Here is a 23,492-nt window from a genome sequence, read left to right on the forward strand (position 1 = left end):
CTCGCGGCGGCCGACCCGGCGCAGCCCTACGGCGCGGCGCTGACGTGGCCGGAGCCGTCGGGCGAGGGCAGGCACCGGCCGGGCCGCAAGTCCGGCGCGCTGGTCGTGCTGGTGGACGGCGAGGCGACGCTGTACGTGGAGCGCGGCGGGCGGTCGCTGCTGTCGTTCACCGAGGACGAGGCGCCGTTGCGGGCGGCGGCGGAGGCGTTGGGGCGGGCCGTGCGCGACGGGTGGCTGGGGCACCTGGCCGTGCAGCGGGCGGACGGGGAGGTGGCGCTGGGTTCGCGGCTGGCGGGCATCCTGCAGGAGGCGGGCTTCCGAGCCACGCCCAAGGGTTTGCGGCTGCGGGCGTGAAGCCGGTGGACGTGCCGATCGGGGACGGCGAGCCGCTGACGCCGGCGCACCGGGCGGTGGAGCACGGCGACCTCGCGGAGCTGACCCGGCTGCTGGACCAGGGCGTCGATCCCGACGAGGTCTGGTCGAACACCACCCTGCTGCTGCACGCGATCGACGTGGAGGCGGACGGCGCCAACCAGACCGGGGAACCCCTCGACGCGGCGTGCACGGCGGTGCTCCTGGCCTACGGCGCCGACCCGGAGTTACCCGGCCCCCGGGGGCACGCCCCCCGGCAGTTCGCCGCGGACTACGGCCACGACCTGGCGGTCCGGTTGTTGGACGCCCACATCAAGCGCAGGCGTGGTGAGCCGGCGTCGGAGGACCCGGATCAGCGGAACAGGGCGCTGTAGGCGTTGAGGGCGGGTTGGCCGCCGAGGTGCGCGTACAGGACGTTGGAGTCGCGCGGGATCTCGCCGGTCGAGACGAGTTCCACCAGGCCGGCCAGGGACTTGCCCTCGTACACCGGGTCGGTGATCATCCCCTCCAGCCGGGCGCCGAGGCGCATGGCGTCCACAGTGGACTCACCGGGCACGCCGTAGATGCCCTCGTGGAACCGCTCGTCGAGGACGACGTCCTCGTCGGTCACCTCGACGTCGAGCAGCTCCGCCGTGCTCTTGGCGATGCGCAGCACCTGGGCGCGGGTGTCGCACGGCTCGGCCGACGCGTCGATCCCGATGATCCGACGGCCGCTGCCCGCGAACCCGGCCACCATGCCCGCCTGCGTGCTGCCGGTCACCGAGCACACGACCACGGTGTCGAACCGCACCCCCAGCCCGGCCTCCTGCCGCTCGACCTCGGCCGCCCACCCGGCGAACCCGAGCCCGCCCAACGGGTGGTCCGACGCGCCCGCCGGGATGGCGTACGGCGTGCCGCCCGCCGCGCGCACGTCGTCGATCGCCTGCTCCCACGCGGGTTTCACGCCGATCCCGAAGCCCGCCTCCACGAGCCGCACCTCGGCGCCCATCAACCGGCTCAGCAGGATGTTGCCGACCCGGTCGTACACGGCGTCCGGCCAGTCGACCCAGCTCTCCTGCACCAGCACGCACTTCAGCCCGGCCCGCGCCGCCGCCGCCGCGACCTGACGGGTGTGGTTGGACTGCACGCCGCCGATCGACACCAAGGTGTCGCAGCCGGTGGCCAGCGCGTCCGCGACCAGGTACTCCAGCTTGCGGGTCTTGTTGCCGCCGTAGGCCAGCCCGGAGTTGCAGTCCTCCCGCTTGGCCCACACCCGCGCACCGCCGAGGTGCCGGGTCAGCCGTTCCAGCTCGTGCACCGGGGACGGGCCGAAGGTCAGCGGGTAGCGCGCGAAGTCGCCCAGTGCCATGTCAGTTCTCCTCAACGGAAAGCAGGTCCGCCAGCGTCGCCCAGTTCCGCTCGACCAGCCGTGCCGCCGACTCGGCGTCGGCCGCGGCGCAGGCGGCGATGATCTCGTCGTGCATGGCCACCGAGTGGCGGCCGGTCGGCGCCGCGAACCGCAGCCGTTCCAGGCGGCGGACCAGCGGCGTGTAGCGCTCGATGGTGGCGATCACGGCGAAGTTGTCGCTGCGCCGCACGGCCACCGCGTGGAAGTCGTCGTCCGCGGCGAGCGCGGAGGGCACGTCACCGGACGCCAGGGCGCGCGCGAACGCCGCGTTGGCGACCCGCATGGCGGCCAGGTCGTCGTCCGCCATCCGGGGCACGGCCAGCCGGGCGGCGAGGGCGTGCATGGCCTTGACGACGACGTGCGCGTCCCGCACCGCCGTCGTGTCGAGCGGGGTGACCCTGGTGTAGCTGTGCGGCTTGGTCTCCACCAGGCCTTCGTCGGTCAGCCGGGCCAGCGCCTCGCGCACCGGCGTCCGGGACAGGCCGAGCCGTTCGGCCAGCTCGACGTCCTTGATCGGCGTGCCGGGCGCCAGGTCGCCGCCCAGGATCGCCTCGCGGATCGCGGTGAGCGCCTGGTCGCGGAACAACGCCCGACTAATATATTGCATATCGCGCACTGTAGCCGCTCCCCCGTGCGAGCGCCACGGGTGGCCGGCGTCACGTCGCGTTGACCTCCAGGTTGGTGGAGCTCTTAGCGTCGGCGACGACGAAAAGGGGGATTCACCATGACTGTCCTGGTCACCGGCGCCACCGGGAACACCGGCCGCCACGTCGTCGCCGAACTCGTCCGCCGCGGACAGCGGGTCCGGGCGCTGAGCCGGAACCCGGACGCCGCGCGGTCGAGGTTCCCGGCCGGCGTCGACGTGGTGGCGGGCACGCACACCGAGCCCGCCACGCTCGCCGACGCGCTCGACGGCGTCACCCACCTGCACATCACCGTGACGGCGGGCCTCGCCGAGGTCGGCCCCGAACTGGTCCGGCGCGCCGTGGACGCGGGCGTGCGGCGGATGACCGTCCTGTGGGGCGGGTACGTCGGCCCGGTGGAGCAGGCCGTCGCCGACTCCGGGGTGGAGTGGACCCGGTTGGAGCCGCAGGAGTTCATGTCCAACACGCTGACCTGGGCGGACTCGATCCGCGCCGAGGGCGTGGTGCGCGAGCCGTACGACTTCTCCAGCGCGCTGGTCCACGAAGCCGACATCGCCGCCGTCGCCGTCACCGCGCTCTTGGAGGACGGCCACGCGGGCCATGCCTACAACCTCACGGGTCCGCAGGCGCTCACCACGCGCGAGCGGATCGCGATCCTCGCCGAGGCGCTGCGCCGCGAGATCACGTTCACGCCGATCACGCACGACCAGGCCGTGGACCGGCTGACGGCCACCGGCGTCTCCCGCGCGGACGCCGAGTACGTCGTCGGCTGGTACGCCTCCCCGCCCGAGGAGGCCACCACGCCGGTCGACACCGTCACGCGGGTGACCGGCCGCCCGGCGCGCACCTTCACGCACTGGGTGACCGAGCACGTCGACCGGTTCTGAAACGTCACGCAACGTCACCAGTCATCACGCTATTGTGACATGGAGTGAGCCGGCTCACTCCATGTCACACACGACCGGTCCCCGGTGTCTTGAGGCCGAACCACGAGCCAACCAGGGAGACACCATGACCGGGAACACCGAGGTGGTCGTGATCGGCGGCGGGTACGCCGGAGTCATGGCGGCCAACCGGCTGACGCGCCGCGCCGACGTCACCGTGACGCTGGTCAACCCGCGCCCGACGTTCGTCGACCGCATCCGCCTGCACCAGCTCGTCGGCGGTTCGGACGACGCGGTCGTCGACTACCGGGACGTGCTGGCCGAGCGCGTCCGCCTGGTGGTCGACACCGTGACCCGGATCGACGCGGGCGAGCGCACCCTGGCGCTGGCCGGCGGCGGCACGGCGGCTTACGACTACCTGGTCTACGCGGTGGGCAGCGGCAGCGCCGACCCGCGCGTGCCCGGCGCGGCGCGGTTCGCCTACCCGATCGCCGACCTGGAGGAGGCGCGGCGGCTGCGGGCGGCCGTCGACGCCGCGCCCGCGACCGCGGCGGTGACCGTCGTCGGGGCAGGTCCGACCGGCATCGAGACCGCCGCCGAGCTGGCGGAGACGGGTCGCGCCGTGACGCTGGTCTGCGGCGACGTGCTCGGGCCGTACCTGCACGAACGGGGTCGGCGCTCAGTCGCGAAGCGGCTGGCCGGCCTCGGCGTGACCGTGGTCGAAGGCCCCGGCGCGGAGGTGATGGAGGTGACGGCCGACGCCGTGCGGCTGGCCGACGGCCGCGAACTGCGCGGCGACCTCACCGTCTGGACCGCCGGCTTCGGCGTGCCGGACCTGGCCGCGCGCAGCGGCCTGCGCACCGACGCCGCCGGTCGCCTGCTCACCGACGAGACGCTGACCAGCATGGACGACGTGCGCATCGTCGCGGCCGGCGACTCGGCGGCGCCGTCGGACCTGCCGTTCCGGATGAGCTGCCAGGCCGCGGTGCAGCTGGGCCCGCAGGCCGCCGAGACGGTGCTGAGCCGGATCGCGGGAACCCGGCCCGCGCCCGTCGAGGTGGGGTTCCTCGGGCAGTGCATCAGCCTCGGCCGGCGCGCCGGCATCTTCCAGTTCTCGCGCCGGGACGACACGGCCAAGGGTCTCCACCTCGGCGGTCGGCCGGGCGGGAAGGCCAAGGAGCTGATCTGCCGGAGCATCGTCTGGCAGCTCGGGCACGAGGCCCGCAAGCCCGGCACGCGCAAGTGGTGGGCCAAGGACGCCAAGCGGGAGCAGGCGGTGCGGGCCAGGCGCGAAGCGGCGGCGAGCGCCGTGCGGCAGGAGGGGATCGCGTGAACGTCGCCCCGTTCGGCGCCCCTCGCGCTCGCCGCCTTGGCAGGCTGGGCCGGTCACGACGAGAGAGGGTCGATCCATGAGCGACCACGCCACCGACCTGGCGACCGAGGCGTTCGTCGCCCACCGCAACCTCCTCTTCACCGTCGCCTACGAGATGCTCGGATCGGCGGCCGACGCGGAGGACGTCCTCCAGGAGACCTGGTTGCGGTGGGTCGAGGTCGACCTGGCCGAGGTGCGCGACCAGCGCGCCTACCTGGTCCGGATCACGACCCGGCAGGCGCTCAACCGGCTGCGCACCCTGAAGCGCCGCAAGGAGGCGTACGTCGGCTCGTGGCTGCCCGAGCCGATGCTCACCTCCCCCGACGTGGCCGAGGACGTGGAGCTCGCCGAGAGCGTGTCGATGGCGCTGATGCTCATCCTGGAGACGCTGTCGCCGACGGAACGCGCCGTGTTCGTGCTGCGCGAGGTCTTCGACATCAGCTACGACGAGATCGCGCACGCCGTCGACAAGACGCCCGCGGCCGTCCGCCAGATCGCCCACCGCGCCCGCCGGCACGTCGACGCCCGCCGCCCCCGCTCCGTGGTCACCCCGAGCGAGACCCGTGCCGCCCTCCGGTCACTCCAGCGCGCGCTGGAGACCATGGACGTCCAAGGGCTCCTGGACGTGCTCGCCCCCGACGTCGTCCTCGTGAGCGACGGCGGCGGCGTCAAGCAGGCCGTGCCGAACCCGATCTTCGGGGCCGACAAGGTCACCCGCCTCGTCCGCGCCGGTCTCCTCAAGCTCAAGGGCGCGCTCACCTGCGAGCTGACCACGGTCAACGGCAACCCGGCCCTGGTGCTGCGGATGGACGGCGAGATCGACGGCATCATGGCGATCCGGGTCGACGAGGGGCGCATCACCGGCATCTACTACGTCCGCAACCCGGAGAAGCTGACCCGCGTCGAGTCGGAGACCCTGCTGACCCTGCGCTGACGACCGGTTCCACGACCGGCGCCGCGGGCCGGACGGCTCAGGCCCGCAGCGCCGGCACGTCGTCCCACGACGGTTCGAGGGTGCGCAGGAGCCACGGGGGCGGCGTGTCGTCCGAGTCGTCGCTGTCCGGTCGCACCACCGCGATCATCAGCGCGGGCAGGCGCGGCACGCCGACGGTGACGACGCCGTTGCCGTCGCCCGCCATCCACATCGTGCCGGTGTCGGCGATGTTGGCGACCAGGTCGAGGTCGGGCAGGGGAAATCGCACCACCGCCGTGCCGCCCGGCAGCTGGGCGAGCCCGGCGACCTCGTGGTCGGCTGCCCGCGGGAAGAGCGTGACGGGGACGGGCGTCCACCGCGACGCCGACTCGGCCGCCGCCACCGCCTCGCGGTACAGCCCGCCGATGGCCGACACGCCCGGCAGCATCACGGCGGAGAAGGCGATCAGCAGCCCGCCGACCACGAGCCCGGCCGGCGACAGCGGCCACGCGCTCAGCGCCGCCGTCATCGCGCCGACCGCCGCTCCCGCGACGGGCCACACCCGGGCTCGGGTGCCCCAGCGGAAGCCGCGGAACGCCCGCGCCACCACCGGGTCGTCCAGCGGTCGGCCCACCAGGTGCGGTTCGCGTTCGCGGGGACGGGTCTCGACCTCGTCCACCTTCACGGGGAGCAGGCGGCACAGGCCCGCGACGCGCACCACGGCCCGGCCGTCGTCGTCCGGACCGCACAGGAACAGCTCCTGCCGGTCGAGCACCAGGCTCGGGATGCCGAGCAGCGTGCCGCGCAGGACCAGCGTCGCGCCGTCGGTGAACACCAGGAGCCGGTCCTCTTCCCACGGCCCGCCGACCGCGGCGGTCGCCGGGACGCGACGCCACGGCCGGTCGAGCAGCCCGCGCCGGCGCGGCGCCGTCTCGTGCCGGTAGGCGAGCGGCAGGATGCCCGTCACCAGGCCCAGCAGGGCGAGCACCACGATCGCCGCCACGGTGCCGGGCGTCGACTCGGGGAACACCGCGAGGCCGACCGCGCCGACCAGGAACACCACCGCCAGGACACCGGCCACGCGCGCGGAGCCGCGGAACTCGTCGAGCGCCAGTCGGGTGGACCAGTCGTCCACCGCGGGGACGTCCGTGCGGGGCTCGAGGTACGCGGGTCTCACCGTCACCCCCCAGGCACTCGGTCCCGCCCGACATTACCGATGTGCGCGCGGCGAAGGTGGATTTTCCCGTGTCCGGTCGGCGCCACCCGCCGTCACGGCGTTCGCGGACGGCCACGACCACGACCGCCGGGCCGTGCTCACGGTGCCGGGCGTGGCGATCGGCCTCGGGGCGTTCCCGCCGGTCGGTCAGCGGGGCGTGAGCACGCAGAACTCGTTGCCCTCGGGGTCGGCCAGCACGACCCACGGCACGTCGGACTGGCCGACGTCCGCCCGCACCGCGCCGCACGCCTCCAGCCGGGCCACCTCGGTCGGCAGGTCGCCGTCGGCGGGCGGCACGACGTCGACGTGCAGGCGGTTCTTCACCGTCTTCGGCTCGGTCACCCGCACGAACTCCAGCGACGGCCCGGCGGCCTGGGTCAGCGACGCGTAGTCGGGGTGCTCGCGGGTCACCGGCAGCCCGGTCGCGTGGGCCCAGAACGCCGCCTGCGCCCGCGGGTCGAGCGAGTCGACCACCACCGCGGCCACCGGGCCGGTGTGCGCGTACTCGTCCCGCTGCTCCAGCACGCAGAACTCGTTGCCCTCGGGGTCGGCGAGCACCACCCACGGCACGTCGCCCTGCCCGACGTCGACCGGCCTCGCGCCGAGGTCGACGGCCCGCGTCACGATCGCCTCCTGGTCCGCCGGGGACGTCGACGCCAGGTCCAGGTGCAGCCGGTTCTTCACCGACTTCGGGTCCCCCACCGGCACGAACACCAGTTCCTGGCCCTCGGCGAGCGCCACGTCCACCTCGTCGTCGTCCTCGCCGGTGATCGGCCGATCGAGCAGCGCCGACCAGAAACGGGCGAGCGCGGCCGGCTCGGCGGAGTCGATGACGACGTCGTGCCACCTCGTAGTCATGGTTCCGAAGGTAACGTCTGCGCAATGGCTGAGCTGGTTCTTGGTCCGGTGCTGCGGCACGTGGACCCGACTTCGGCGACCGTGTGGGTCGAGACCGACGCCGCGTGCGCGGTGACCGTGGCGGGCCACCGCGCCCGGACGTTCCAGGTCGGGGAGCAGCACTTCGCCCTGGTGGTGGTCGAAGGGCTGACGCCGGGCACGACCACGCCGTACGAAGTGCGGCTGGACGACGAGGTGGTGTGGCCCCGGCCGGACTCGCCGTTCCCGCCGCCGTCCATCCGGACCACGCCGGTGCGACGGCTGCTGTTCGGGTCGTGCCGCGCGGCGAAGCCGGAGGGGATGCCGGACAAGCTGGGCCCCGACGCGCTGGACGCGTACGCGTTGCGGATGAAGGACCAGCCGCACGACGAGTGGCCCGACGCGCTGGTGCTGCTCGGCGACCAGGTCTACGCCGACGAGCCCACGCCCCGGATCACGCGGTGGCTGGCCGAGCGGAGACCGGAGCCGGCGGGCGAGGTGGTGTCGTTCCGCGAGTACGGCGAGCTGTACCACGAGTCGTGGGCCGACCCCGAGATCCGCTGGCTGATGTCCGTCGTCCCCACGTCGATGATCTTCGACGACCACGACGTGCGCGACGACTGGAACACCTCGCGGACGTGGCGCGAGCAGATGGCGGGCAAGCGGTGGTGGCCGGAGCGCATCCGGGCCGGCCTCGCGTCGTACTGGGTGTACCAGCACCTGGGCAACCTCAGCCCGGACGAGCTGGCGCGCGACGCGCTGTACGACAAGGTCCGGTCGAGCGGCGGGGACGTGCAGGCGTTGCTGGAGGACTTCGCCGAGCAGGCGGACCGCGAGGTCGACGGCGGCAAGTCGACGCGGTGGAGCTACCGGCGCGACTTCGGCCGGGTGCGGCTGCTGGTGATCGACACGCGCAGCGGGCGCATCCTCGGCGGGCCGCAGCGGCTGATGGTCGGCGACCGCGAGTTCGACTGGATCGAGGAGAACGCCGAGGGCGACGTCGACCACCTGCTGATCGGCTCGTCGCTGCCGTGGCTGATGCCGCACGCGCTGAGCCACTTCCAGTCGATGAACGAGCGGATGGCGGGCCTGCCGGGGTGGCGCGGCCGCGTCGGCGAGAAGGTGCGGCAGGTGGCGGACCTGGAGCACTGGCCCGCGTTCCGGGCGTCGTTCGAGCGGCTGGCCCGGCTGCTGGAGCGGATCGCCCGCTCCGACGACGCGCCCGGCACGGTGTGCGTGCTGTCCGGCGACGTGCACCACAGCTACGCGGCGCGGGCGTCGTTCCCGTCGGCGGTGGACTCCAAGGTCTACCAACTCGTCTGCTCGCCCGTGCACAACGACCCGCCGTGGGTGTTCCGGCCGGCGTTCCGGGTGTCCTGGTCGCGGCCGGTCGCGCGGGTGCTGCGGTGGTGGGCGGACCGGCGCGGCATCTCGCCGGACCCGGTGGCGTGGCGCAAGCTCAGCGGCCCGCACTTCGGCAACTCGGTGGGCGTGCTGGAGATCGACGGCAGGGAAGCCCGCTTCCGCCTCGAAACCGCCACCGACGACGGTCTCCGGGAAGCGGCGGCGCTGGCGCTGTGACCGCGCGGGCCGGCTCCCGACGCCGGCCCGTCCTCAGCCGTCCCTGCGCGGAGTCCGCACCTCGACGACTCGACCGCTCTTGAAGGCGATCTCCGTGTTGCGCCCCGGAGGCACGTGCCGGTACAGCCAGTACTCGTCAGCGGACGACCCACCGAGCACGGCGCTCGCGCTGAACGTGGCCAGGTACGCCTGCAGGGTGGTGCTCCCATGCGGCGGGCCGAGCAGCTGGCGGACCTGGTCCCGACTCATCCCGACTTGGACGGGGCTGCGCGCGCCGGCTCGTCGAGGCGCGTCGGCCTTGGCCTGTTGACGCAGCCGGTACGCCTCCACCACCCGTTCCCGCTCGCGGCGCTTCGTCAACCTGCCGCGGAGTTCCTCGGCCGATCGCTCCTTCGTCCGCAGGGTGAAGCCGGTGCAGGACCCGTGCCCGATCCACAGCCGCTTCCCGTCCACGTCGACCACCGACGCCGTCTCCGGCGGCGCGTGTCCGAGCACCTCGGTGGCTTGCGCTTCGTCGAACGTCGACGCGAACCCGCGGCTGCTGTCGGGCGCGTGTCCGCCGCACACGAGGCAGGGTGGGAGCTGCACCACCCCAACCTAGCGCCGACGTCCCGGGCGGGGGACGGCCTCGATCGGGATCGCGCGACCGGGAACGGCACGGGGCGCGCCCGTCGCCGGCGGAGGCCGGGTGGCCGGCGACGGGCGCGCGTCTCACTTGGTGGCGAGCCTCAACAGCGCCCACAGCTGGGCGATCGCGTCGTGGTCGCCGGACGGCTCGGGCAGGTCGCGGTCCGGGATGCGGCCCCACAGCCAGCGGTAGACCTGCATCGGGGGGCCGGTCACCTCGCCGTCCGCCGCACGGGCCTCCTCCTCGGTCGCCAGCCACGCCCGCGCCGGTTCCGGGCCCGCCTTGGCCACCCAGAGCCTCGTCCCCGTCCGGATCGCCACGCTGCCCTCCCGCGTGCCGCGCACGCCGAGGAGGTCCAGCCGGTGGCCCAGCCAGAGCGACAGCACCTCGTCCACGCCGTCCTCGGCCACGTCGTCGTCCACCGGGTCCACCGGCAGCCCGGCCGCCGACTGGACGTCCATCCGGTGGACGGTCGACTCGTGCGCGAGCCTGCGCGCCCAGAAGTTGTGGTTGCGCTCGGCCGGCCACCACGTCTCGCACGGGTCGTCCGGCCCGTGCGGCCGCAGCGCCCGCACCAGCGGCCGCACGCCCGACCGCACGTACTCGGGCAACGTCTGCCCCTTCACGGGGTCCTGCTGCCACACCAGCGGTTGGCTGCCTTCCCTCAGCCACGTCGTCACCATCCGGTACGTGCTGCCCACGTGCCTCGCCGTCTCCCCGAGGTTGAGCCCCGGGCACGCGGGCACCTGGCGTTCCGGGCGCTGCCCCTCGGCCGACGCCGCCAGGCGCTCGGCTTCCTGCTCCACCACGTCGATCAGGCGGTCGTAGGCGACCAGTCCCCTGCTCACAGTCCGTCCTCGTACATGATCTCGTCGACCAGCTCCGTGAACTGCGCCGCTTGGCGCACCAGGTCGTCGGCTGCGCGCGGGGTGACCTGCCTGGTGATGCCCGCCTGCACGGCCGCGCGCGTCGCCGAGCACTCGGCGAAGAACGCGGCCCACTCGCGCAGCTCCGGCGCGAGGGAGGGCAGCAGGACCCACACGCTGGTCGGCTTGGCCCGGCCCCGGTGGGGTCGGCCCCGCGCCGCCAGCACGGCCGCGGCGGCCCGCATCGCGGCCAGGTAGGCCGTGGCGAAGCGGGTGTGCGGCACCGGGTCGCGGTCGGCCTCGGCCAGGCACTGCCGGGCTTGGCCGAGCAGGACCACCGCCGACGCCGGCGGTAGCGGGAGGGGTGTGCGACGGGGGAAGGTCGAAGTCATCTCGCGGCCTCCTCGCGGCGTCGGAACAGCGACGACCGCCGCGGGGAGACGGCGGCACTTGGTGGTGGGGCGCTTCCCCCGCCCCACCACCAAGGCATAGCTCGAACAAACGTTCGAGCGAGATCAGACTAACCTGCCGGCCCGGAACTCCTCAACCCGACCGCCCGTGGTCTCATGAACAGGTGAGCGCACTCGACCACCCCGGCATCCGCAAGGTGGCCGCCGCACTGTCCGAAGCGGGCCACCACGAGGCAGCGAACGGAATCCGCGTGCTGGCCGACGCCGTCCGCACCGCCGCCGAGGCGGCCGCGGCCGTGGACGTGCCGGTCGGCGCGATCGCGAACAGCCTCGTGTTCGCGGCGGTCCGCGACGGCGTGGCCACCCCGCTGCTCGTGCTCACGTCCGGCGCGCACCGGGCGGACCCCGGCAGGCTCGCCGAGCTGACGGGCGCGGACTCGATCGAGCGCGCCACGCCCGCGTTCGTGCGCGAGCACACCGGGCAGGTCATCGGCGGCGTCTCGCCCGTGGGGCACCCGGCGCCGATCCGCACGTTCGTGGACGTCGCGCTGGAGCGGTACGACGTGGTGTGGGCCGCGGCCGGGCACCCGCACGCCGTCTACCCCACCACCTACGCGGGTCTCGTGGACCTGACCGGCGGCACGCCCGCCGAGGTCGCCCGATGACCGCCGCGCCGTCGCGACGGATCGTCACGCTCTCCGCGCGGGAGCTGAACACCCGGCTGGACGAGGCGCTGGCGCTCTACGTGAGCGCGATGGAGTACCCGCCCGGCACGGCCGAGCAGCGCGCGCCGATGTGGTTGGCGCACATGCTGCGCGACGGCTGGCGGTGCGTGGTGGCGCTGGGCGAGCGGGACGAGCTGATCGGCATCGGCTACGGCTACCGCGGCTCGGTCGGCCAGTGGTGGCACGAGCAGGTGCGGCACGGCCTCACCATGGTCGCCGGGCCGAACGCGGTCGAGGAGTGGATGCAGGACTACTTCGAGCTGACCGAGCTGCACGTGCTGCCGACCGCGCAGAGCCGGGGCATCGGCGAGCAGCTGCTGCGCAACCTGCTGGACGGCGTGCCCACCTCGCGCGTGCTGCTGTCCACGCCGGAGGGGCCGAGCAAGGCGTGGCGGCTGTACCGGCGGGTGGGTTTCGTGGACGTGCTGCGGCACTACCAGTTCACCGGCGACCCGCGGCCGTTCGCCGTGCTGGGGCGCCGGCTCCCGCTGGACTGACCACGCGGCCACGCGGCCACGCGGTTCACCGTGATCACGCGGTTACGTGACCACGCGGCTCACGGTGAGCCGCGTGATCAGGTACCCCACGCGAACCCCTAGAACGGCGAGACGAAGCCCGTCGCCTGGAGGTACTTGCCCGCGTTCAGGCCCTCGATCGGGCGCAGCTTCGAGTAGACGACCCGGTCGTCGAAGTTGCCCTCGACGGTGCGGACGTGCGTCGCCTTGCGGCCGGTGCGGTCGTACTTGACCTCGACCACCAGGCCGACGTGCGCGTGCATGTCCGGGTAGTTGCCGTAGACGACGGCGTCGCCCGGCTCGACGTCGCGCTCGGCGATGTCCTTCCACCGGCCGTTGGCCTTGCCCCACTTCTGCCAGTACGTCGCCCAGTGCCCCTGGTCGAGGACGGACCCGCCCGGCGCCGGGCGCATCGACGGCCGCTCGGGCACGCCGCCGGTCGTCCACGCCCAGTTGACGAACACGCCGCACCACTCGGCCGGCCGCAGGATGCCCTGGTCGACGCTCTGGTACTGCTGCGGGTAGTAGTTGCCGTTCGCCTCGCGCGCGCCGACCTCGCGCAGCGCGTGGTCCACGATCTCCTGCCGGACGCGCCACTCCGCCTGCTCCGAGCCGCCCGGCTGCGCCAGCGCGGACGCGGGCGACCCGCTGATCAGCAGCGCGCCCGCCAGCACCACGCCGAGCGCCGATCGCCTGGCACGTCTGGTCATTCGCTCCCCCTGCACGTCGTTCCCGCGCCCATCCAACACCCGATCCGGTGACCTCGGCGTGAGGCGAGGTCACCGGATCGTGGCATCAGAGTTCGGTGAGCCGCTCGCGGAGCGTGTCGAGGCCCATCGCGCCCATCTCCAGCGCCTGCTTGTGGAACGCCTTCAGGTCGAACGCGTCGCCGTGCCGGGCGCGGGCGTCGTCGCGGGCCGCGAGCCACAGCCGCTCGCCCAGCTTGTACGACGGCGCCTGGCCGGGCCAGCCCAGGTAGCGGTCGATCTCGTCCCGCACGTGCGCGGGCTCGGTGATGGTGCGGGTGAGCATGAACTCCAGGCCGAGGTCCGGGGTCCACCGCTCGCCCTCGTGGAAGCCGGTGCCCTTCGGGATCTCCAGCTCCAGGTGCATGCCGATGTCGATGATGACGCGGGCCGCGCGGAAGAGGTGCGCGTCGAGCATGCCCAGCAGGTCGCCGTCGTCCTCCAGGTAACCCAGCTCGCGCATCAGCCGCTCGGAGTACAGGGCCCAGCCCTCGCCGTGGCCGGACACCCAGCACATCAGGCGCTGGAACTCGTTCAGCTTCTCCGCCTGGTAGACGGCCGTGGCGATCTGCAGGTGGTGGCCCGGCACGCCCTCGTGGTAGACGGTCGAGACCTCGCGCCAGGTGGAGAACTCCTCCTTGTCGTCCGGCACGGACCACCACATGCGGCCTGGCCGGGAGAAGTCCGGCGTGGGGCTCGTGTAGTACGCGCCGACGCCACCGCCGGGCGGCGCGATGCGGCACTCCAGGCGCATCAGCTCGTCGGGCAGCTCGAAGTGCACGTCCCGCAGTTCGAGCAGGGCCTTGTCGGACAGCTCCTGCATCCACGACTGCAGGCCGTCCTTGCCGCGCACCACGTACCGCGGGTCGGCGTCCAGCGCGGCGGCGGCCTCGGCGAGCGTCGCGCCCGGCTTGATCCGGTTCGCGACCTGCCGCATCTCGGCCTCGATCCGGGTGAACTCGCCCCAGCCCCACTCGTAGGCCTCGGCCAGGTCGAGGCGGGAGCCGGTGAAGTAGCGCGAGTGCAACCGGTAGACGTCCTCGCCCACCGCGTCCTTCTCCGGCGCCCTGGACGCGAGGTCGGCGCGGAGGTACTGGGCCAGGTCGCCGAACGCCTCGGAGGCGGCCTTCGCGCCCGTCTCCAGCTCGGTGCGCAGCGCGCCGTCCACGGGGGCGTCCGCGATCAGGGCGGCGAAGAACGACTTGCCGCCCGAACGGCCCGCCCACGTGTCGCACTGCTCGGCGACCTTCCTCACCTGCCGCAACGCGGCGACGCGGCCCTGGTCGGCGGAGTAGGACAGGCCCGCGCGCAGGTTCGCCACGGCGTCCGGCATGGCGGTCAACCGCTTCGCGACGACGGCCCAGTCGTCTTCGGTCTCGGTCGGCATCTGGTCGAACACCTCGCGCAGGTTCTGCACGGGGCTCGCGATGACGTTGAGGCTGCCCTCGGCCAGGCCGGCGTCGTACAGCTCGACCTGCAGGCCGACCCGCTCCAGGAACACGGCCTTCGCGTCGGCCTCCGACTTGTCCGCGGGCTCGGCCGCCGTGATGGCGGCGACCGCCTCGCGGGCGAGCTCGGCGCGGGCGGCGTGGCCCTCGGGCGAGTAGTCGGTGAGCCGGTCGTCGTGCCCCGGGACGCCCATGAACGTCGCGATCAGCGGGTCCGCCGCCGCGTAATCGGCCACGTACTGGTTGCTGATGCCGTGCACGCCGGCGGAGGAGGTTGGCATGCGCCGCACGTTACCTCCGGGCTTATCCCACCAACAGGTAATTAGCCAAGCGCACGACCGTGTCCCGGCGGTCAACTTTTGACCCGGCCGGCAGGATGGCCGCGTGCCCAGAGCCTCCGCGCTCCTCCTGCCGGTCTTCCTCCTCGCGCTGTTCTCGCTGACGGGGTGCGTCCGCCTGCACGCGGCGATGGCGTTGTCGCAGGACGACCGCGTGTCCGGGGAGATCACCGCCGCCACGCCGCCGAGCGCGGACAACGACCCCGGACCCCAGCTGAAGGTGCCGAGCGAGCTGGCCGGGCGGGTCACCACCAAGCCGTACAAGGTGGACGACTACGTCGGCACCCAGCTGTCCTTCAGCGGGCTGACGTTCGACGAGGTCAGGAACCTGTCGGCGGCGACCAGCGCGTCGTCCAGCCGGTACCAGCTGTCCTTCCGGCGGTCCGGCGACCTGGTGACGCTGTCCGGGTCGGTCGACCTGACCCAGGTGCCGCCGGAACGCGCCGACATCCAGGTGAAAATCAGCTTCCCGGGTGAAATCATCGACACGAACGGGCGTGAGGAGGACGACGCGACCATCGCGTGGGCCCCCAAGCCCGGCCAGGCGTCGATGCTGAACGCCACCGTCCGGTACGCCGGGCAGAACTCGGTCTCGTACTTCGGCTGGACCATGCTTGTGGCCGGCCTGACCGGCGGGGCGGTGCTGATCGTGCTGGTCCTGGCGATCGTCGCGCACCGCCGCGGCGTCGTCGCCTAGGCGCTGTCACACTTCGCCGCGCTGCCCCGTCCACCGGGTATGAGGATGAACTTCGCCAAGGTGGCGCCCGACGCCTACCGGCTGATGATCGAGCTGAACACCTACGTCACCGAGCACGTCGACCACACGCTCCTGGCCCTGGTGAAGCTTCGCGCGTCGGTGGTCAACGGCTGCGCGTACTGCGTCGACATGCACGCGCTCGACGCGATCAAGGAGGGGGAGAACCCGCAGCGCCTCTTCGCCGTGTCGACGTGGCGGGAGTCGCGGTTCTTCACCGAGACCGAGCGGCTGGCGCTGGAGCTGACGGACACCGTGACGCGGATCGGCGAGCACGGCGTGCCGGACGAGCTGTGGGAGCGCGCGAGCGCCGCGTTCGGGGAGAAGGAGCTGGCGGACCTGCTGGCCGCGATCATCAGCATCAACGGCCTCAACCGCCTGGCCGTGACCCTCGACTCCGCGACGGAACGCCACCTGCACGCCTGAGTGCCGTGGTGGGTTGCGGCACCCCGTCGCAACCCACCACGGCCCTTCCTCACACGCTTCGCGCCGGCACCAACCCGAGTCGGCCAACGATCTCGCGGGTCGCCTTCGACCGGTTGAACGTGTAGAAGTGCAGCGACGGCACGCCTTCGGCGAGCAGCCGCTCCCCCATCTCCGTGACCAGGTCGATCCCGGCCGCGCGGAACCCCGCCGGGTCGTCCGCGTACGGGTCGAGGCGGCGGGCGACGGACGGCGGCACGGGCGCGCCCGACAGCTCCACCGTCTTCGCCAGCGTGCGCGTCGTCGTCAACGGCATCAGGCCGGGCAGCAGGAGCGCGTCGCAGCCCCGCGCGGCGACGCGGTCGCGCAGGCGCAGGAAGTCCTCGGGCTCGAAGAACAGCTGGGCGATCGCGAAGTCGGCGCCGGCGCGGAGCTTGCGCACCAGGTACTCGGTGTCCGCGTCGAGGTCCGCCGAGCGGGGGTGCCCGTACGGGAACGCGGCGACGCCCACGCAGAAGTCGCCCAGCTCACGGCACAGCCGGACGAGTTCCTCGGCGTACGTCAGCCCTTCCGGGTGGGGCACCCACTCGCCGTGCGGGTCGCCGGGCGGGTCGCCGCGCACGGCGAGGATGTTGCGCACGCCGACCGCCGCGTACCAGCCGATCACGTTGCGCAGCTCGGCCACGGAGTGGTCGACGGCGGTCAGGTGGGCCATCGGCAGCAGCGTCGTCTCCTGCGCCACCCGGCCGGTGGTGCGGATGGTGAGGTCGCGGGACGAGCCGCCGGCGCCGTAGGTGATGGAGACGAACGCCGGGTCGAGGGCTTCCAGCTCGCGGATCGCGCGCCACAGCACGGCCTCGTCCGCGGCGTCCCGCGGCGCGAAGAACTCGACGGAGAACACGGGCGAGCCCCCGGGCAGGCGTTCCACCACCGACGTCATGCCACCAGCCTAGAGGTAGGTCCGGCCAGTGGGAGGCGTCTTTCACGTTCTGGGACGACCCCCCGGTTGGGCGCGCGGCGGCCGCAGAGGTGACCATAGACGGGTGCCGCCCCACCCGTTGGACCTCGAACTGCCCAAGCACGTCGACGAAGCGCTGGCGGGCTACCTCGCCGACCGCCGGGCCCTGGGCGCGCGCATGGAGGAGACCTTCACCGGCGCCGTGGACGCGCTGGCCGACTTCGTTCTCGGCGGCGGCAAGCGCATCCGGCCGACGTTCGCCTGGTGGGGTTGGCGCGCGGCGGGCGGCGACCCGGACGGCGAGCTGGCCGACGCGGTGCTGACCGCCGTCAGCTCGCTGGAGCTGATCCAGGCGTGCGCGCTGGTGCACGACGACCTGATGGACGCCTCCGAGACCCGCCGCGGCATGCCGACGGTGCACGTCCGGTTCGCGCGCAGGCACCGCGAGCAGTGCTGGCTCGGCGAGCCCGAGCGGTTCGGGCTGGCGGCGGCCGTGCTGATCGGCGACGTGGCCCTGGCCTGGGCGGACGACATGCTGTTCGCGGCCGGCCTGCCCACCGACGCCCTCCACCGGCTGAGCCTGCCGTGGCGCGACATGCGCACCGAGATGCTCGCGGGCCAGTACCTCGACGTGCTCACCCAGGCGCGCGGCGACGCGTCGGCGGACGCCGCGCTGCGCATCGACCGGCTCAAGACCGCCGCGTACACCGTGGAACGGCCGCTGCACATGGGCGCGGCGATCGGCGGCGGCTCGCCCGAGCTGGTGGCCGGGCTGCGCGCGTTCGGCGCCGACATCGGGGTGGCGTTCCAGCTGCGCGACGACCTGCTGGGCGTGTTCGGCGACCCGGCCGTGACGGGGAAGCCGGCGGGCGACGACCTGCGCGAGGGCAAGCGGACGCTGCTGGTGGCGCTGGGCATGGAGTTCGGCGCGGACGTGCTGCACGACGCGCTGGGCCGGCCCGACCTGGACGTCGCCGCGGTGGACGAGGTGCGCGCCCGGCTGCGCGAGGTCGGCGCGGTGGACGCGGTCGAGGAGCGGATCACCGAGCTGACCGGGTCGGCGCTGCGGGCGCTGGAACGCGCGCCGGTCGCCGAACCGGCCGGCGAGCGGCTGGCCGAGCTGGCGATCAGCGCCACGAAGCGGACTTCGTGACGATGCGCACGGTCGACGTCCGCACCGACCTCGTGGTCGTGCTGGGCGCGGGGCTGGCGGGGCTGTCCGCGGCGCTGCACCTGCTCGGCGCGGGGCGCCGGGTCACCGTGGTGGAGCGCGACGCCGTGCCCGGCGGCCGGGCCGGGCGGCTCGACCTGGGCGGGTACGAGTTCGACACCGGGCCCACCGTGCTGACCATGCCGGAGCTGGTGGACGAGGCGCTGGGCGCGGTCGGCGACTCGCTGCGCGACCGGCTCGACCTGCTGCCCGTCGAGCCCGCCTACCGGGCCCGCTTCGCCGACGGCGCCACGCTCGACGTGCACGCGAACGCGGACGCGATGGAGGCCGAGGTGCGCCGGTTCGCCGGTCCCCGCGAGGCCGCCGGGTACCGGGCGCTGCGCCGCTGGCTGACCGAGCTGTACCAGGTCGAGCGGGACTCGTTCATCGGGTCGAACTTCGACTCGCCGCTGTCCCTGCTCACGCCGCACCTGGCGAAGCTGGCCGCGTTGCGCGGGTTCGGCCGCCTCGCGCCGGCGGTGGCGCGGTTCGTGCGCGACGAGCGGTTGCAGCGGGTGTTCTCGTTCCAGTCGCTGTACGCGGGCGTGCCGCCGCGCAAGGCCCTCGCCGCGTACGCCGTGATCGCGTACATGGACACGGTCGCGGGCGTCTACCACCCCCGCGGCGGGATGCGGGCGCTGCCGGACGCGTTGGCGGCGGCGGCCCGGGACGCGGGCGCGGACCTGCGCTTCCAGACGCCCGTGGCGTGGTTGGAGCGCGTCGGCGGCCGGGTCGCGGCGGTGCGGACCACGCACGGCGAGCGCATCCCGTGCGACGCGGTGGTGCTCACCCCGGACCTGCCGGTGTCGTACCGCCTTCTGGGGCACCGCCCGCGCCGGCCGGTGCCGATCACGTGGTCGCCGTCGGCGGTCGTGCTGCACGCGGGCGTCGACCGGACATGGCCGGAGCTGGCCCACCACACGTTGTTCTTCGGGCACGCGTGGGAGCGGACGTTCGACGAGCTGACCCGCCGCGGCACGTTGATGAGCGACCCGTCGTTGCTGGTCACGGCCCCGCCGGGGCAGGGCATGTTCGTGCTGGCGCCGGCGCCGAACCTGCGCGTCGGCCCCATCGACTGGGAGCGCGTCGGCCCGGCCTACCGCGACGAGCTGGTGGGCGTGCTGGAGGCGCGCGGGCTGACCGGGTTCGGCGACGCGATCGAGGTGGAGCACCTGGTCACGCCCCGGGACTGGGCCGCGATGGGCCTCGCCGCGGGCACCCCGTTCTCGGCCGCGCACACGTTCGCGCAAACCGGCCCGTTCCGGCCGCGCAACCTCGTGCTGGACAACGTGGTGCTGGCGGGCTGCGGCACCACGCCGGGCGTGGGCGTGCCGCCGGTGCTGATCTCGGGACGGCTGGCCGCGCAGCGGATCACGGGGTCCGTCGGCGCAGGGTCCCGGCGCCCAGCAGCAGCGCCACGAGCGCACACCCGGCGATGACCAGCAGGTTCCGCCCCAGCGTGCCGTCGACCTCGGACGACGTCGTGACCTGCGTCAGCGCGTCGACCGCGTAGGACAGCGGCAGCACGTCGGAGATCCCGTCCAGCACGGTCGCCATCCGTCGCGCGGCACGAACAGGCCGCACAGCAGCACCTGCGGCATGACGATCGCGGGCATGAACTGCACGGCCTGGAACTCGGTGCGGGCGAACGCGCCGGCGAACAGGCCCAGCGCCATGCCGAGCGTGCCGGTCCGGGCGCGCGGAAGATCGACGCGCAGTAGCGCAGGTTCTCCGCCACGGTCAGGTCCGCGTACACCGAAGGGCTCTGCGTCGAGCAGCCGATCCGGTCGCGCAGCACGGGGCTGCCCGCGGGGCGCCCGGGCGCCGTGACCGTGCCGGACGCCACCACCTGCACCCCGACCACGGCCCCGCAGCACCGTCGTCTTGCCGCACCCGCTCGGCCCGAGCAGCCCGGTGACCGAGCCGCGCGGCACACCCGACCCCGCGCACGACCTCACGCCCGCCGCCACCCGCAAGCCGTCGACGCCAACCGCACCGGACATGCGTCGCACCATGCTCCTCGGCGAGCGATCAGCCACCCCTCCGCGCAGGTAGGGCATGTCGAGCCGGACCACCGGCCGTTGTGCGACGATGACGCCGATGGCCGCGACACCGTTCTCCCGATCGAGCGCCGCACCGGTCGAGCCGGCGCGGTCGTCACCCACCCCGGCCGGCGGGTCCGCGTGACCGACCTGGCCCAGGCCTACGCCCGCTGCCGCGAGCTCAACGCCCGGCACGGCCGCACGTTCTTCCTCGCCACCCGCCTGCTCACGCCCGCGCAGCGGCCCGCCGTCCACGCGCTGTACGGCTTCGCCCGCTGGGCCGACGAGATCGTGGACAGCGGCACGTCACCCGACCCGGCGGGTGAGCTGGACCTGCTGGAACGCCAGCTGCTGGACGAGCTGGCGGGCAGGCCGACCGGTCACCCGGTGCTCGCCGCGCTCGCCGACACCGCCCACCGCCACGCCATCGACACCGTGCTGTTCACCGACTTCATGGCGTCGATGCGGATGGACCTGACCGTCACGTCGTACCCGGACTTCGCGGCGCTCGACCGGTACGTGCACGGTTCGGCGGCGGTGATCGGCCTGCAGCTGCTGCCCGTGTTCGGCACCGTCGTGCCGCGCGCGGAGGCCGAGCCGGCCGCCGCCGCCCTGGGCCGGGCGTTCCAGCTCACCAACTTCCTGCGCGACGTCGGCGAAGACCTCGACCGGGGCCGCGTCTACCTGCCGCAGGACGTGCTGGCGGCGCACGGCGTCGACCGGGACCTGCTGGAGCGGTGCCGTCGGACGGGCGAGCGGGACCAGCGCGTCCGGCGTGCCTTCCGCCACCTCGTCGCCCACACCCTGGCCGTGTACCGCGAGGCCGAGGTGGGCGTCCCGATGCTGCGCCCAGTCTCCCGCCCGTGCGTCCGGACCGCCCTCACCCTGTACCGCGAGATCCTGGACGAGCTGGCCGCCGCCGACTACCAGGCCCTGGACCGCCGGGTGGCCGTCCCGACCCGCCGTCGCCTGGCCGTGGCCGTGCCCGCCTTCGCCAGTGCCCTGGCGGCCCGCGCCGTGGCGGCCGGTCGCCCGGCAGCCCGAGCAACCGACCGCCGCTGAGCCGTCAGAGCGGGTTCAGACGAGCCTTCAGCAGGCAGAACTCGTTGCCCTCGGGGTCGGTCAGGACGTGCCACGACTCCTCCCCCGTCTGGCCGATGTCGGCCCGGCGGGCGCCGAGCTCCAGCAGGCGTTCCAGTTCGGCGTCCTGGTCGCGGTCGGTGGGGTTGAGGTCGATGTGCAGCCGCGACTTCCCCTTCTCCGGCTCGTCCCGGCGGCTGAAGAAGATCGTCGGCTGGGGACCGCCGAACCCCTCGGGCGTCCCGATCTCCACCGAGCCGTCGTCGTAGCGGTCGAGCACGACGAAGCCCAGGACCTCGCACCAGAACCGCGCCAGCGACTCCGGGTCGCGGCAACCGAGCACCAGCTCACCGATGCGACACGCCATAGAACGAACCCACCTTCGCCTCGGACAACGCCGGGAAGTCCAGACGGCACCGGACCCCACCAGCGAAAACAATCGGCGACCGTACGGGACGAGGCGATCACGGGCAACGGCTTTTCGGCCCCCGGCGCGGACAGCGGGTCGCCACATCCGGGACGTGCCCCCGCGAAGCACGACGTCCGGGCGGCGCCCCTGCGCGGGGTGCCGCCCGGACGTGGTCGGTCGTCGTCTGGGGGGTGGGCGGTGCCGGTCAGAAACCCAAGGCCTGTGCCCGCCGCTTCACCTCACGGCCGCGGTCGCCGCGCAACGCCTCGATGGGCGTGCCGGGCAGGGTCTCGTCCTCGGTGAACAGCCACCGCAGGATCTCTTCGGTCGAGAAGCCGGAGTCGCGCAGCACCGTGATGGTGCCGGGCAGCCCCTTGACCACGCCGCCGGCCGCGAGGAACTGCGCCGGGACGACGAGGACGCCGTTGCGCCGCTCCGCGAGCAGTTGACCGTCGCGCAGCAGCTGGTGGACACGGTTGATCGGTAGGGCAAGACGCTCGGCGACCTCGGGGAGGGGCAGGACCTCCAGGTCGGGAGCCAGCACATCCGCAGCGGCAGGAATCGCACTCACGTGCGTCACGATGCCACAACGCCGCGAACCACGCCTTGCGCCAACCGGGTGGCAGCGGTACACCCGCGGGTCGCCTTTCGGCCACCCCCTGTTTCCCACCCCGTCGACCCGGATCTGACGCCGATCCCACAGGCGGGCGTGGGATGCTCCAGCGCACAGCATCGGTCGGCACCACCCACCGTACGATCCACCGCTGTGGAAAGGTCGGCGACGAACGTGATCGGCGGGCTGCTCGAACAACGCTACCGGGTCGGCGCCCTGGTCGCGCGGGGCGGCATGTCCACCGTCTACCGCGGTGTGGACACCCGCCTGGAACGCGCCGTGGCCATCAAGGTCATGGACCCGCGGTTCTCCGCCGACCCGCAGTTCGTCGCGCGGTTCGAACGCGAGGCGCGCGCCGCGGCCAAGCTCCACCACCCCGGCGTGGTGCAGGTGCACGACCAGGGCGTGGACGAGGACCGCGTCTACCTGGTCATGGAACTGGTCGAGGGCGGCACGCTGCGCGACCTGCTCATGGCGCGCGGCAAGCTCGACGTGCCGCTGGCGCTGACCGTGCTGGAGAAGATCCTCTCCCCGCTGGCCGCCGCGCACCGCGCCGACCTCGTGCACCGGGACGTGAAGCCGGAGAACGTGCTGATCGGGCCCGGCGGCACGGTGAAGGTCGCCGACTTCGGCCTGGTCCGGGCCATGTCCACGGCGGGCGTCACCAGCGACACCATGATCCTGGGCACGGTCGCCTACCTGTCGCCCGAGCAGGTCACCACGGGCACCACGGACGCGCGCAGCGACGTGTACTCGGCGGGCGTGCTGCTCTACGAGATGCTGACCGGCACGCCGCCGTACGTGGGCGACAACGCCATCTCGGTCGCCTACCGGCACGTGAACGACGAGGTGCCGCCCGTGCCGGACGTGCCGGCGGAGGTCGCCGAGCTGGTCCGCCGGGCCACCCGCAAGGAGCCGTTCCTGCGGCCCGCGGACGCCGAGTCGTTCCTGTCCGAGGTGGAGACGGCGCGGGCGGCGCTCGGCCTGGCCACCGTGGACGTGCCGGTGCCCGTCCAGGCGCCGGCCGACGGGTCCGCGGCGCCCGCCGAGGCCCCGGCCGAGGAGGCGACGCGGAAGGTGCC

28 protein-coding genes are annotated in these 23,492 nt (G+C 73.6%); 14 read left to right on the forward strand and 14 right to left on the reverse strand.

Going from position 1 to position 23,492, the window contains the following annotated elements; genetic code table 11:
• Window positions 1-354 (forward strand): hypothetical protein (locus tag ACFQ3T_RS19845; protein WP_380724801.1); only part of this gene is annotated, 354 nt, incomplete at its 5' end.
• Complete coding sequence (locus tag ACFQ3T_RS19850) at window positions 351-746, forward strand: ankyrin repeat domain-containing protein (RefSeq protein ID WP_380724802.1); 396 nt, start codon at window positions 351-353, stop codon at window positions 744-746. The genes ACFQ3T_RS19845 and ACFQ3T_RS19850, both read left to right, overlap by 4 nt.
• Here the strand turns inward: ACFQ3T_RS19850 and ACFQ3T_RS19855 are convergent.
• Together ACFQ3T_RS19855 and ACFQ3T_RS19860 are read right to left on the reverse strand one after the other, a co-directional pair.
• On the reverse strand, window positions 725-1,720 hold the full coding sequence (locus ACFQ3T_RS19855; RefSeq protein ID WP_380724803.1) for a 1-aminocyclopropane-1-carboxylate deaminase: 996 nt from the start codon (window positions 1,718-1,720) through the stop codon (window positions 725-727). The genes ACFQ3T_RS19850 and ACFQ3T_RS19855 overlap by 22 nt on opposite strands.
• A gap of 1 nt (window position 1,721) precedes the next feature.
• The gene (locus ACFQ3T_RS19860; protein ID WP_380724824.1) at window positions 1,722-2,366 is read right to left on the reverse strand and encodes a GntR family transcriptional regulator; all 645 of its coding nucleotides are present in this window, start codon (window positions 2,364-2,366) and stop codon (window positions 1,722-1,724) included.
• Window positions 2,367-2,483: 117 nt separating this feature from the next.
• Here ACFQ3T_RS19860 and ACFQ3T_RS19865 point away from each other — a divergent pair, with 117 nt between their 5' ends.
• The 3 genes from ACFQ3T_RS19865 to ACFQ3T_RS19875 all read left to right on the forward strand — a co-directional run bounded on the left by ACFQ3T_RS19865 (window position 2,484) and on the right by ACFQ3T_RS19875 (window position 5,593).
• Window positions 2,484-3,290 carry an NmrA family NAD(P)-binding protein gene (locus tag ACFQ3T_RS19865; protein WP_380724804.1) on the forward strand — a complete coding sequence of 269 codons (807 nt, stop codon included), beginning with the start codon at window positions 2,484-2,486 and terminating at the stop codon, window positions 3,288-3,290.
• A 124-nt stretch (window positions 3,291-3,414) separates the two neighbouring features.
• Window positions 3,415-4,620 carry an NAD(P)/FAD-dependent oxidoreductase gene (locus tag ACFQ3T_RS19870; protein ID WP_380724805.1) on the forward strand — a complete coding sequence of 402 codons (1,206 nt, stop codon included), beginning with the start codon at window positions 3,415-3,417 and terminating at the stop codon, window positions 4,618-4,620.
• A 76-nt stretch (window positions 4,621-4,696) separates the two neighbouring features.
• Entirely contained in the window at window positions 4,697-5,593 is an 897-nt protein-coding gene (locus ACFQ3T_RS19875; RefSeq protein WP_380724806.1) for an RNA polymerase sigma-70 factor, read from the forward strand.
• 37 nt (window positions 5,594-5,630) lie between these two features.
• Here ACFQ3T_RS19875 and ACFQ3T_RS19880 read toward each other — a convergent pair whose 3' ends face one another.
• Window positions 5,631-6,755 (reverse strand): hypothetical protein, encoded by a 1,125-nt coding sequence (locus ACFQ3T_RS19880; RefSeq protein ID WP_380724807.1) that lies wholly within the window; start codon window positions 6,753-6,755, stop codon window positions 5,631-5,633.
• A 180-nt stretch (window positions 6,756-6,935) separates the two neighbouring features.
• A complete protein-coding gene (locus tag ACFQ3T_RS19885; RefSeq protein ID WP_380724808.1) occupies window positions 6,936-7,646 on the reverse strand; it encodes a VOC family protein in 711 nt (236 codons plus the stop codon).
• A 24-nt stretch (window positions 7,647-7,670) separates the two neighbouring features.
• On the opposite strand from ACFQ3T_RS19885, the gene ACFQ3T_RS19890 reads away from it, so the two are divergent.
• Window positions 7,671-9,245 carry an alkaline phosphatase D family protein gene (locus ACFQ3T_RS19890; RefSeq protein WP_380724809.1) on the forward strand — a complete coding sequence of 525 codons (1,575 nt, stop codon included), beginning with the start codon at window positions 7,671-7,673 and terminating at the stop codon, window positions 9,243-9,245.
• Window positions 9,246-9,278: 33 nt separating this feature from the next.
• On the opposite strand, the gene ACFQ3T_RS19895 is transcribed toward ACFQ3T_RS19890, so the two are convergent.
• The 3 genes from ACFQ3T_RS19895 to ACFQ3T_RS19905 form a co-directional block, all read right to left on the reverse strand.
• Window positions 9,279-9,833: a hypothetical protein gene (locus ACFQ3T_RS19895; RefSeq protein ID WP_380724810.1), complete on the reverse strand. Its 555-nt coding sequence runs from the start codon at window positions 9,831-9,833 to the stop codon at window positions 9,279-9,281.
• A gap of 123 nt (window positions 9,834-9,956) precedes the next feature.
• Window positions 9,957-10,721, reverse strand: coding sequence for a maleylpyruvate isomerase N-terminal domain-containing protein (locus ACFQ3T_RS19900; RefSeq protein ID WP_380724811.1), 765 nt, complete (start codon window positions 10,719-10,721; stop codon window positions 9,957-9,959).
• Window positions 10,718-11,131 carry an SAV_6107 family HEPN domain-containing protein gene (locus ACFQ3T_RS19905; RefSeq protein ID WP_380724812.1) on the reverse strand — a complete coding sequence of 138 codons (414 nt, stop codon included), beginning with the start codon at window positions 11,129-11,131 and terminating at the stop codon, window positions 10,718-10,720. Before ACFQ3T_RS19905 ends, ACFQ3T_RS19900 begins: the two co-directional genes overlap by 4 nt.
• A 182-nt stretch (window positions 11,132-11,313) precedes the next feature.
• Between ACFQ3T_RS19905 and ACFQ3T_RS19910 the strand changes: the two genes are divergently transcribed.
• Complete coding sequence (locus tag ACFQ3T_RS19910; RefSeq protein WP_380724813.1) at window positions 11,314-11,814, forward strand: YbaK/EbsC family protein; 501 nt, start codon at window positions 11,314-11,316, stop codon at window positions 11,812-11,814.
• Window positions 11,811-12,371 (forward strand): GNAT family N-acetyltransferase, encoded by a 561-nt coding sequence (locus ACFQ3T_RS19915; protein ID WP_380724814.1) that lies wholly within the window; start codon window positions 11,811-11,813, stop codon window positions 12,369-12,371. Before ACFQ3T_RS19910 ends, ACFQ3T_RS19915 begins: the two co-directional genes overlap by 4 nt.
• Before the next feature lie 98 nt (window positions 12,372-12,469).
• Here ACFQ3T_RS19915 and ACFQ3T_RS19920 read toward each other — a convergent pair whose 3' ends face one another.
• Together ACFQ3T_RS19920 and ACFQ3T_RS19925 are read right to left on the reverse strand one after the other, a co-directional pair.
• Window positions 12,470-13,099 carry a CHAP domain-containing protein gene (locus ACFQ3T_RS19920; RefSeq protein WP_380724815.1) on the reverse strand — a complete coding sequence of 210 codons (630 nt, stop codon included), beginning with the start codon at window positions 13,097-13,099 and terminating at the stop codon, window positions 12,470-12,472.
• An 85-nt stretch (window positions 13,100-13,184) separates the two neighbouring features.
• Window positions 13,185-14,864 carry a DUF885 domain-containing protein gene (locus tag ACFQ3T_RS19925; RefSeq protein ID WP_380724816.1) on the reverse strand — a complete coding sequence of 560 codons (1,680 nt, stop codon included), beginning with the start codon at window positions 14,862-14,864 and terminating at the stop codon, window positions 13,185-13,187.
• 103 nt (window positions 14,865-14,967) lie between these two features.
• On the opposite strand from ACFQ3T_RS19925, the gene ACFQ3T_RS19930 reads away from it, so the two are divergent.
• Window positions 14,968-15,618, forward strand: coding sequence for a DUF3153 domain-containing protein (locus ACFQ3T_RS19930; protein WP_380724817.1), 651 nt, complete (start codon window positions 14,968-14,970; stop codon window positions 15,616-15,618).
• A 45-nt stretch (window positions 15,619-15,663) separates the two neighbouring features.
• Entirely contained in the window at window positions 15,664-16,101 is a 438-nt protein-coding gene (locus tag ACFQ3T_RS19935) for a carboxymuconolactone decarboxylase family protein (RefSeq protein WP_380724818.1), read from the forward strand.
• Window positions 16,102-16,150: 49 nt separating this feature from the next.
• On the opposite strand, the gene ACFQ3T_RS19940 is transcribed toward ACFQ3T_RS19935, so the two are convergent.
• The gene (locus tag ACFQ3T_RS19940; protein WP_380724819.1) at window positions 16,151-17,038 is read right to left on the reverse strand and encodes a methylenetetrahydrofolate reductase; all 888 of its coding nucleotides are present in this window, start codon (window positions 17,036-17,038) and stop codon (window positions 16,151-16,153) included.
• Between the two features lie 103 nt (window positions 17,039-17,141).
• Between ACFQ3T_RS19940 and ACFQ3T_RS19945 the strand changes: the two genes are divergently transcribed.
• Both ACFQ3T_RS19945 and crtI read left to right on the forward strand, forming a co-directional pair.
• On the forward strand, window positions 17,142-18,209 hold the full coding sequence (locus tag ACFQ3T_RS19945; RefSeq protein WP_380724820.1) for a polyprenyl synthetase family protein: 1,068 nt from the start codon (window positions 17,142-17,144) through the stop codon (window positions 18,207-18,209).
• 2 nt (window positions 18,210-18,211) lie between these two features.
• Complete coding sequence (crtI, locus tag ACFQ3T_RS19950) at window positions 18,212-19,705, forward strand: phytoene desaturase family protein (RefSeq protein WP_380724825.1); 1,494 nt, start codon at window positions 18,212-18,214, stop codon at window positions 19,703-19,705.
• On the opposite strand, the gene ACFQ3T_RS19955 is transcribed toward crtI, so the two are convergent.
• A complete protein-coding gene (locus ACFQ3T_RS19955) occupies window positions 19,638-19,850 on the reverse strand; it encodes a hypothetical protein (protein WP_447009999.1) in 213 nt (70 codons plus the stop codon). The genes crtI and ACFQ3T_RS19955 overlap by 68 nt on opposite strands.
• Window positions 19,760-20,326 (reverse strand): ABC transporter permease, encoded by a 567-nt coding sequence (locus ACFQ3T_RS37050; protein WP_452603483.1) that lies wholly within the window; start codon window positions 20,324-20,326, stop codon window positions 19,760-19,762. The genes ACFQ3T_RS19955 and ACFQ3T_RS37050 overlap by 91 nt, the downstream gene beginning before the upstream one ends.
• Window positions 20,327-20,347: 21 nt before the next feature.
• Between ACFQ3T_RS37050 and ACFQ3T_RS19960 the strand changes: the two genes are divergently transcribed.
• Complete coding sequence (locus ACFQ3T_RS19960; protein WP_380724821.1) at window positions 20,348-21,370, forward strand: phytoene/squalene synthase family protein; 1,023 nt, start codon at window positions 20,348-20,350, stop codon at window positions 21,368-21,370.
• A gap of 4 nt (window positions 21,371-21,374) precedes the next feature.
• Here ACFQ3T_RS19960 and ACFQ3T_RS19965 read toward each other — a convergent pair whose 3' ends face one another.
• Entirely contained in the window at window positions 21,375-21,755 is a 381-nt protein-coding gene (locus ACFQ3T_RS19965; RefSeq protein WP_380724822.1) for a VOC family protein, read from the reverse strand.
• A 247-nt stretch (window positions 21,756-22,002) separates the two neighbouring features.
• A complete protein-coding gene (locus tag ACFQ3T_RS19970; RefSeq protein ID WP_380724826.1) occupies window positions 22,003-22,368 on the reverse strand; it encodes an Rv2175c family DNA-binding protein in 366 nt (121 codons plus the stop codon).
• 195 nt (window positions 22,369-22,563) lie between these two features.
• Here ACFQ3T_RS19970 and ACFQ3T_RS19975 point away from each other — a divergent pair.
• Window positions 22,564-23,492 (forward strand): protein kinase domain-containing protein (locus ACFQ3T_RS19975; RefSeq protein WP_380724823.1); only part of this gene is annotated, 929 nt, incomplete at its 3' end.

It is taken from the genome of Saccharothrix hoggarensis (genome assembly GCF_042678885.1).
Lineage (GTDB): Bacteria > Actinomycetota > Actinomycetes > Mycobacteriales > Pseudonocardiaceae > Actinosynnema > Actinosynnema hoggarensis.

Excerpts from the sequence above, each read along its gene's own strand:
- ACFQ3T_RS19915 (WP_380724814.1), top strand. The coding sequence starts at position 11,811 with ATGACCGCCGCGCCGTCGCGACGGATCGTCACGCTCTCCGCGCGGGAG.
- ACFQ3T_RS19920 (WP_380724815.1), bottom strand. The coding sequence starts at position 13,099 with ATGACCAGACGTGCCAGGCGATCGGCGCTCGGCGTGGTGCTGGCGGGC.
- ACFQ3T_RS19875 (WP_380724806.1), top strand. The coding sequence starts at position 4,697 with ATGAGCGACCACGCCACCGACCTGGCGACCGAGGCGTTCGTCGCCCAC.
- crtI (WP_380724825.1), top strand. The coding sequence starts at position 18,212 with ATGCGCACGGTCGACGTCCGCACCGACCTCGTGGTCGTGCTGGGCGCG.
- ACFQ3T_RS19865 (WP_380724804.1), top strand. The coding sequence starts at position 2,484 with ATGACTGTCCTGGTCACCGGCGCCACCGGGAACACCGGCCGCCACGTC.
- ACFQ3T_RS19925 (WP_380724816.1), bottom strand. The coding sequence starts at position 14,864 with ATGCCAACCTCCTCCGCCGGCGTGCACGGCATCAGCAACCAGTACGTG.
- ACFQ3T_RS19935 (WP_380724818.1), top strand. The coding sequence starts at position 15,664 with ATGAACTTCGCCAAGGTGGCGCCCGACGCCTACCGGCTGATGATCGAG.
- ACFQ3T_RS19965 (WP_380724822.1), bottom strand. The coding sequence starts at position 21,755 with ATGGCGTGTCGCATCGGTGAGCTGGTGCTCGGTTGCCGCGACCCGGAG.
- ACFQ3T_RS19860 (WP_380724824.1), bottom strand. The coding sequence starts at position 2,366 with ATGCAATATATTAGTCGGGCGTTGTTCCGCGACCAGGCGCTCACCGCG.
- ACFQ3T_RS19855 (WP_380724803.1), bottom strand. The coding sequence starts at position 1,720 with ATGGCACTGGGCGACTTCGCGCGCTACCCGCTGACCTTCGGCCCGTCC.
- ACFQ3T_RS37050 (WP_452603483.1), bottom strand. The coding sequence starts at position 20,326 with ATGCCCTACCTGCGCGGAGGGGTGGCTGATCGCTCGCCGAGGAGCATG.
- ACFQ3T_RS19890 (WP_380724809.1), top strand. The coding sequence starts at position 7,671 with ATGGCTGAGCTGGTTCTTGGTCCGGTGCTGCGGCACGTGGACCCGACT.
- ACFQ3T_RS19905 (WP_380724812.1), bottom strand. The coding sequence starts at position 11,131 with ATGACTTCGACCTTCCCCCGTCGCACACCCCTCCCGCTACCGCCGGCG.
- ACFQ3T_RS19885 (WP_380724808.1), bottom strand. The coding sequence starts at position 7,646 with ATGACTACGAGGTGGCACGACGTCGTCATCGACTCCGCCGAGCCGGCC.
- ACFQ3T_RS19870 (WP_380724805.1), top strand. The coding sequence starts at position 3,415 with ATGACCGGGAACACCGAGGTGGTCGTGATCGGCGGCGGGTACGCCGGA.
- ACFQ3T_RS19940 (WP_380724819.1), bottom strand. The coding sequence starts at position 17,038 with ATGACGTCGGTGGTGGAACGCCTGCCCGGGGGCTCGCCCGTGTTCTCC.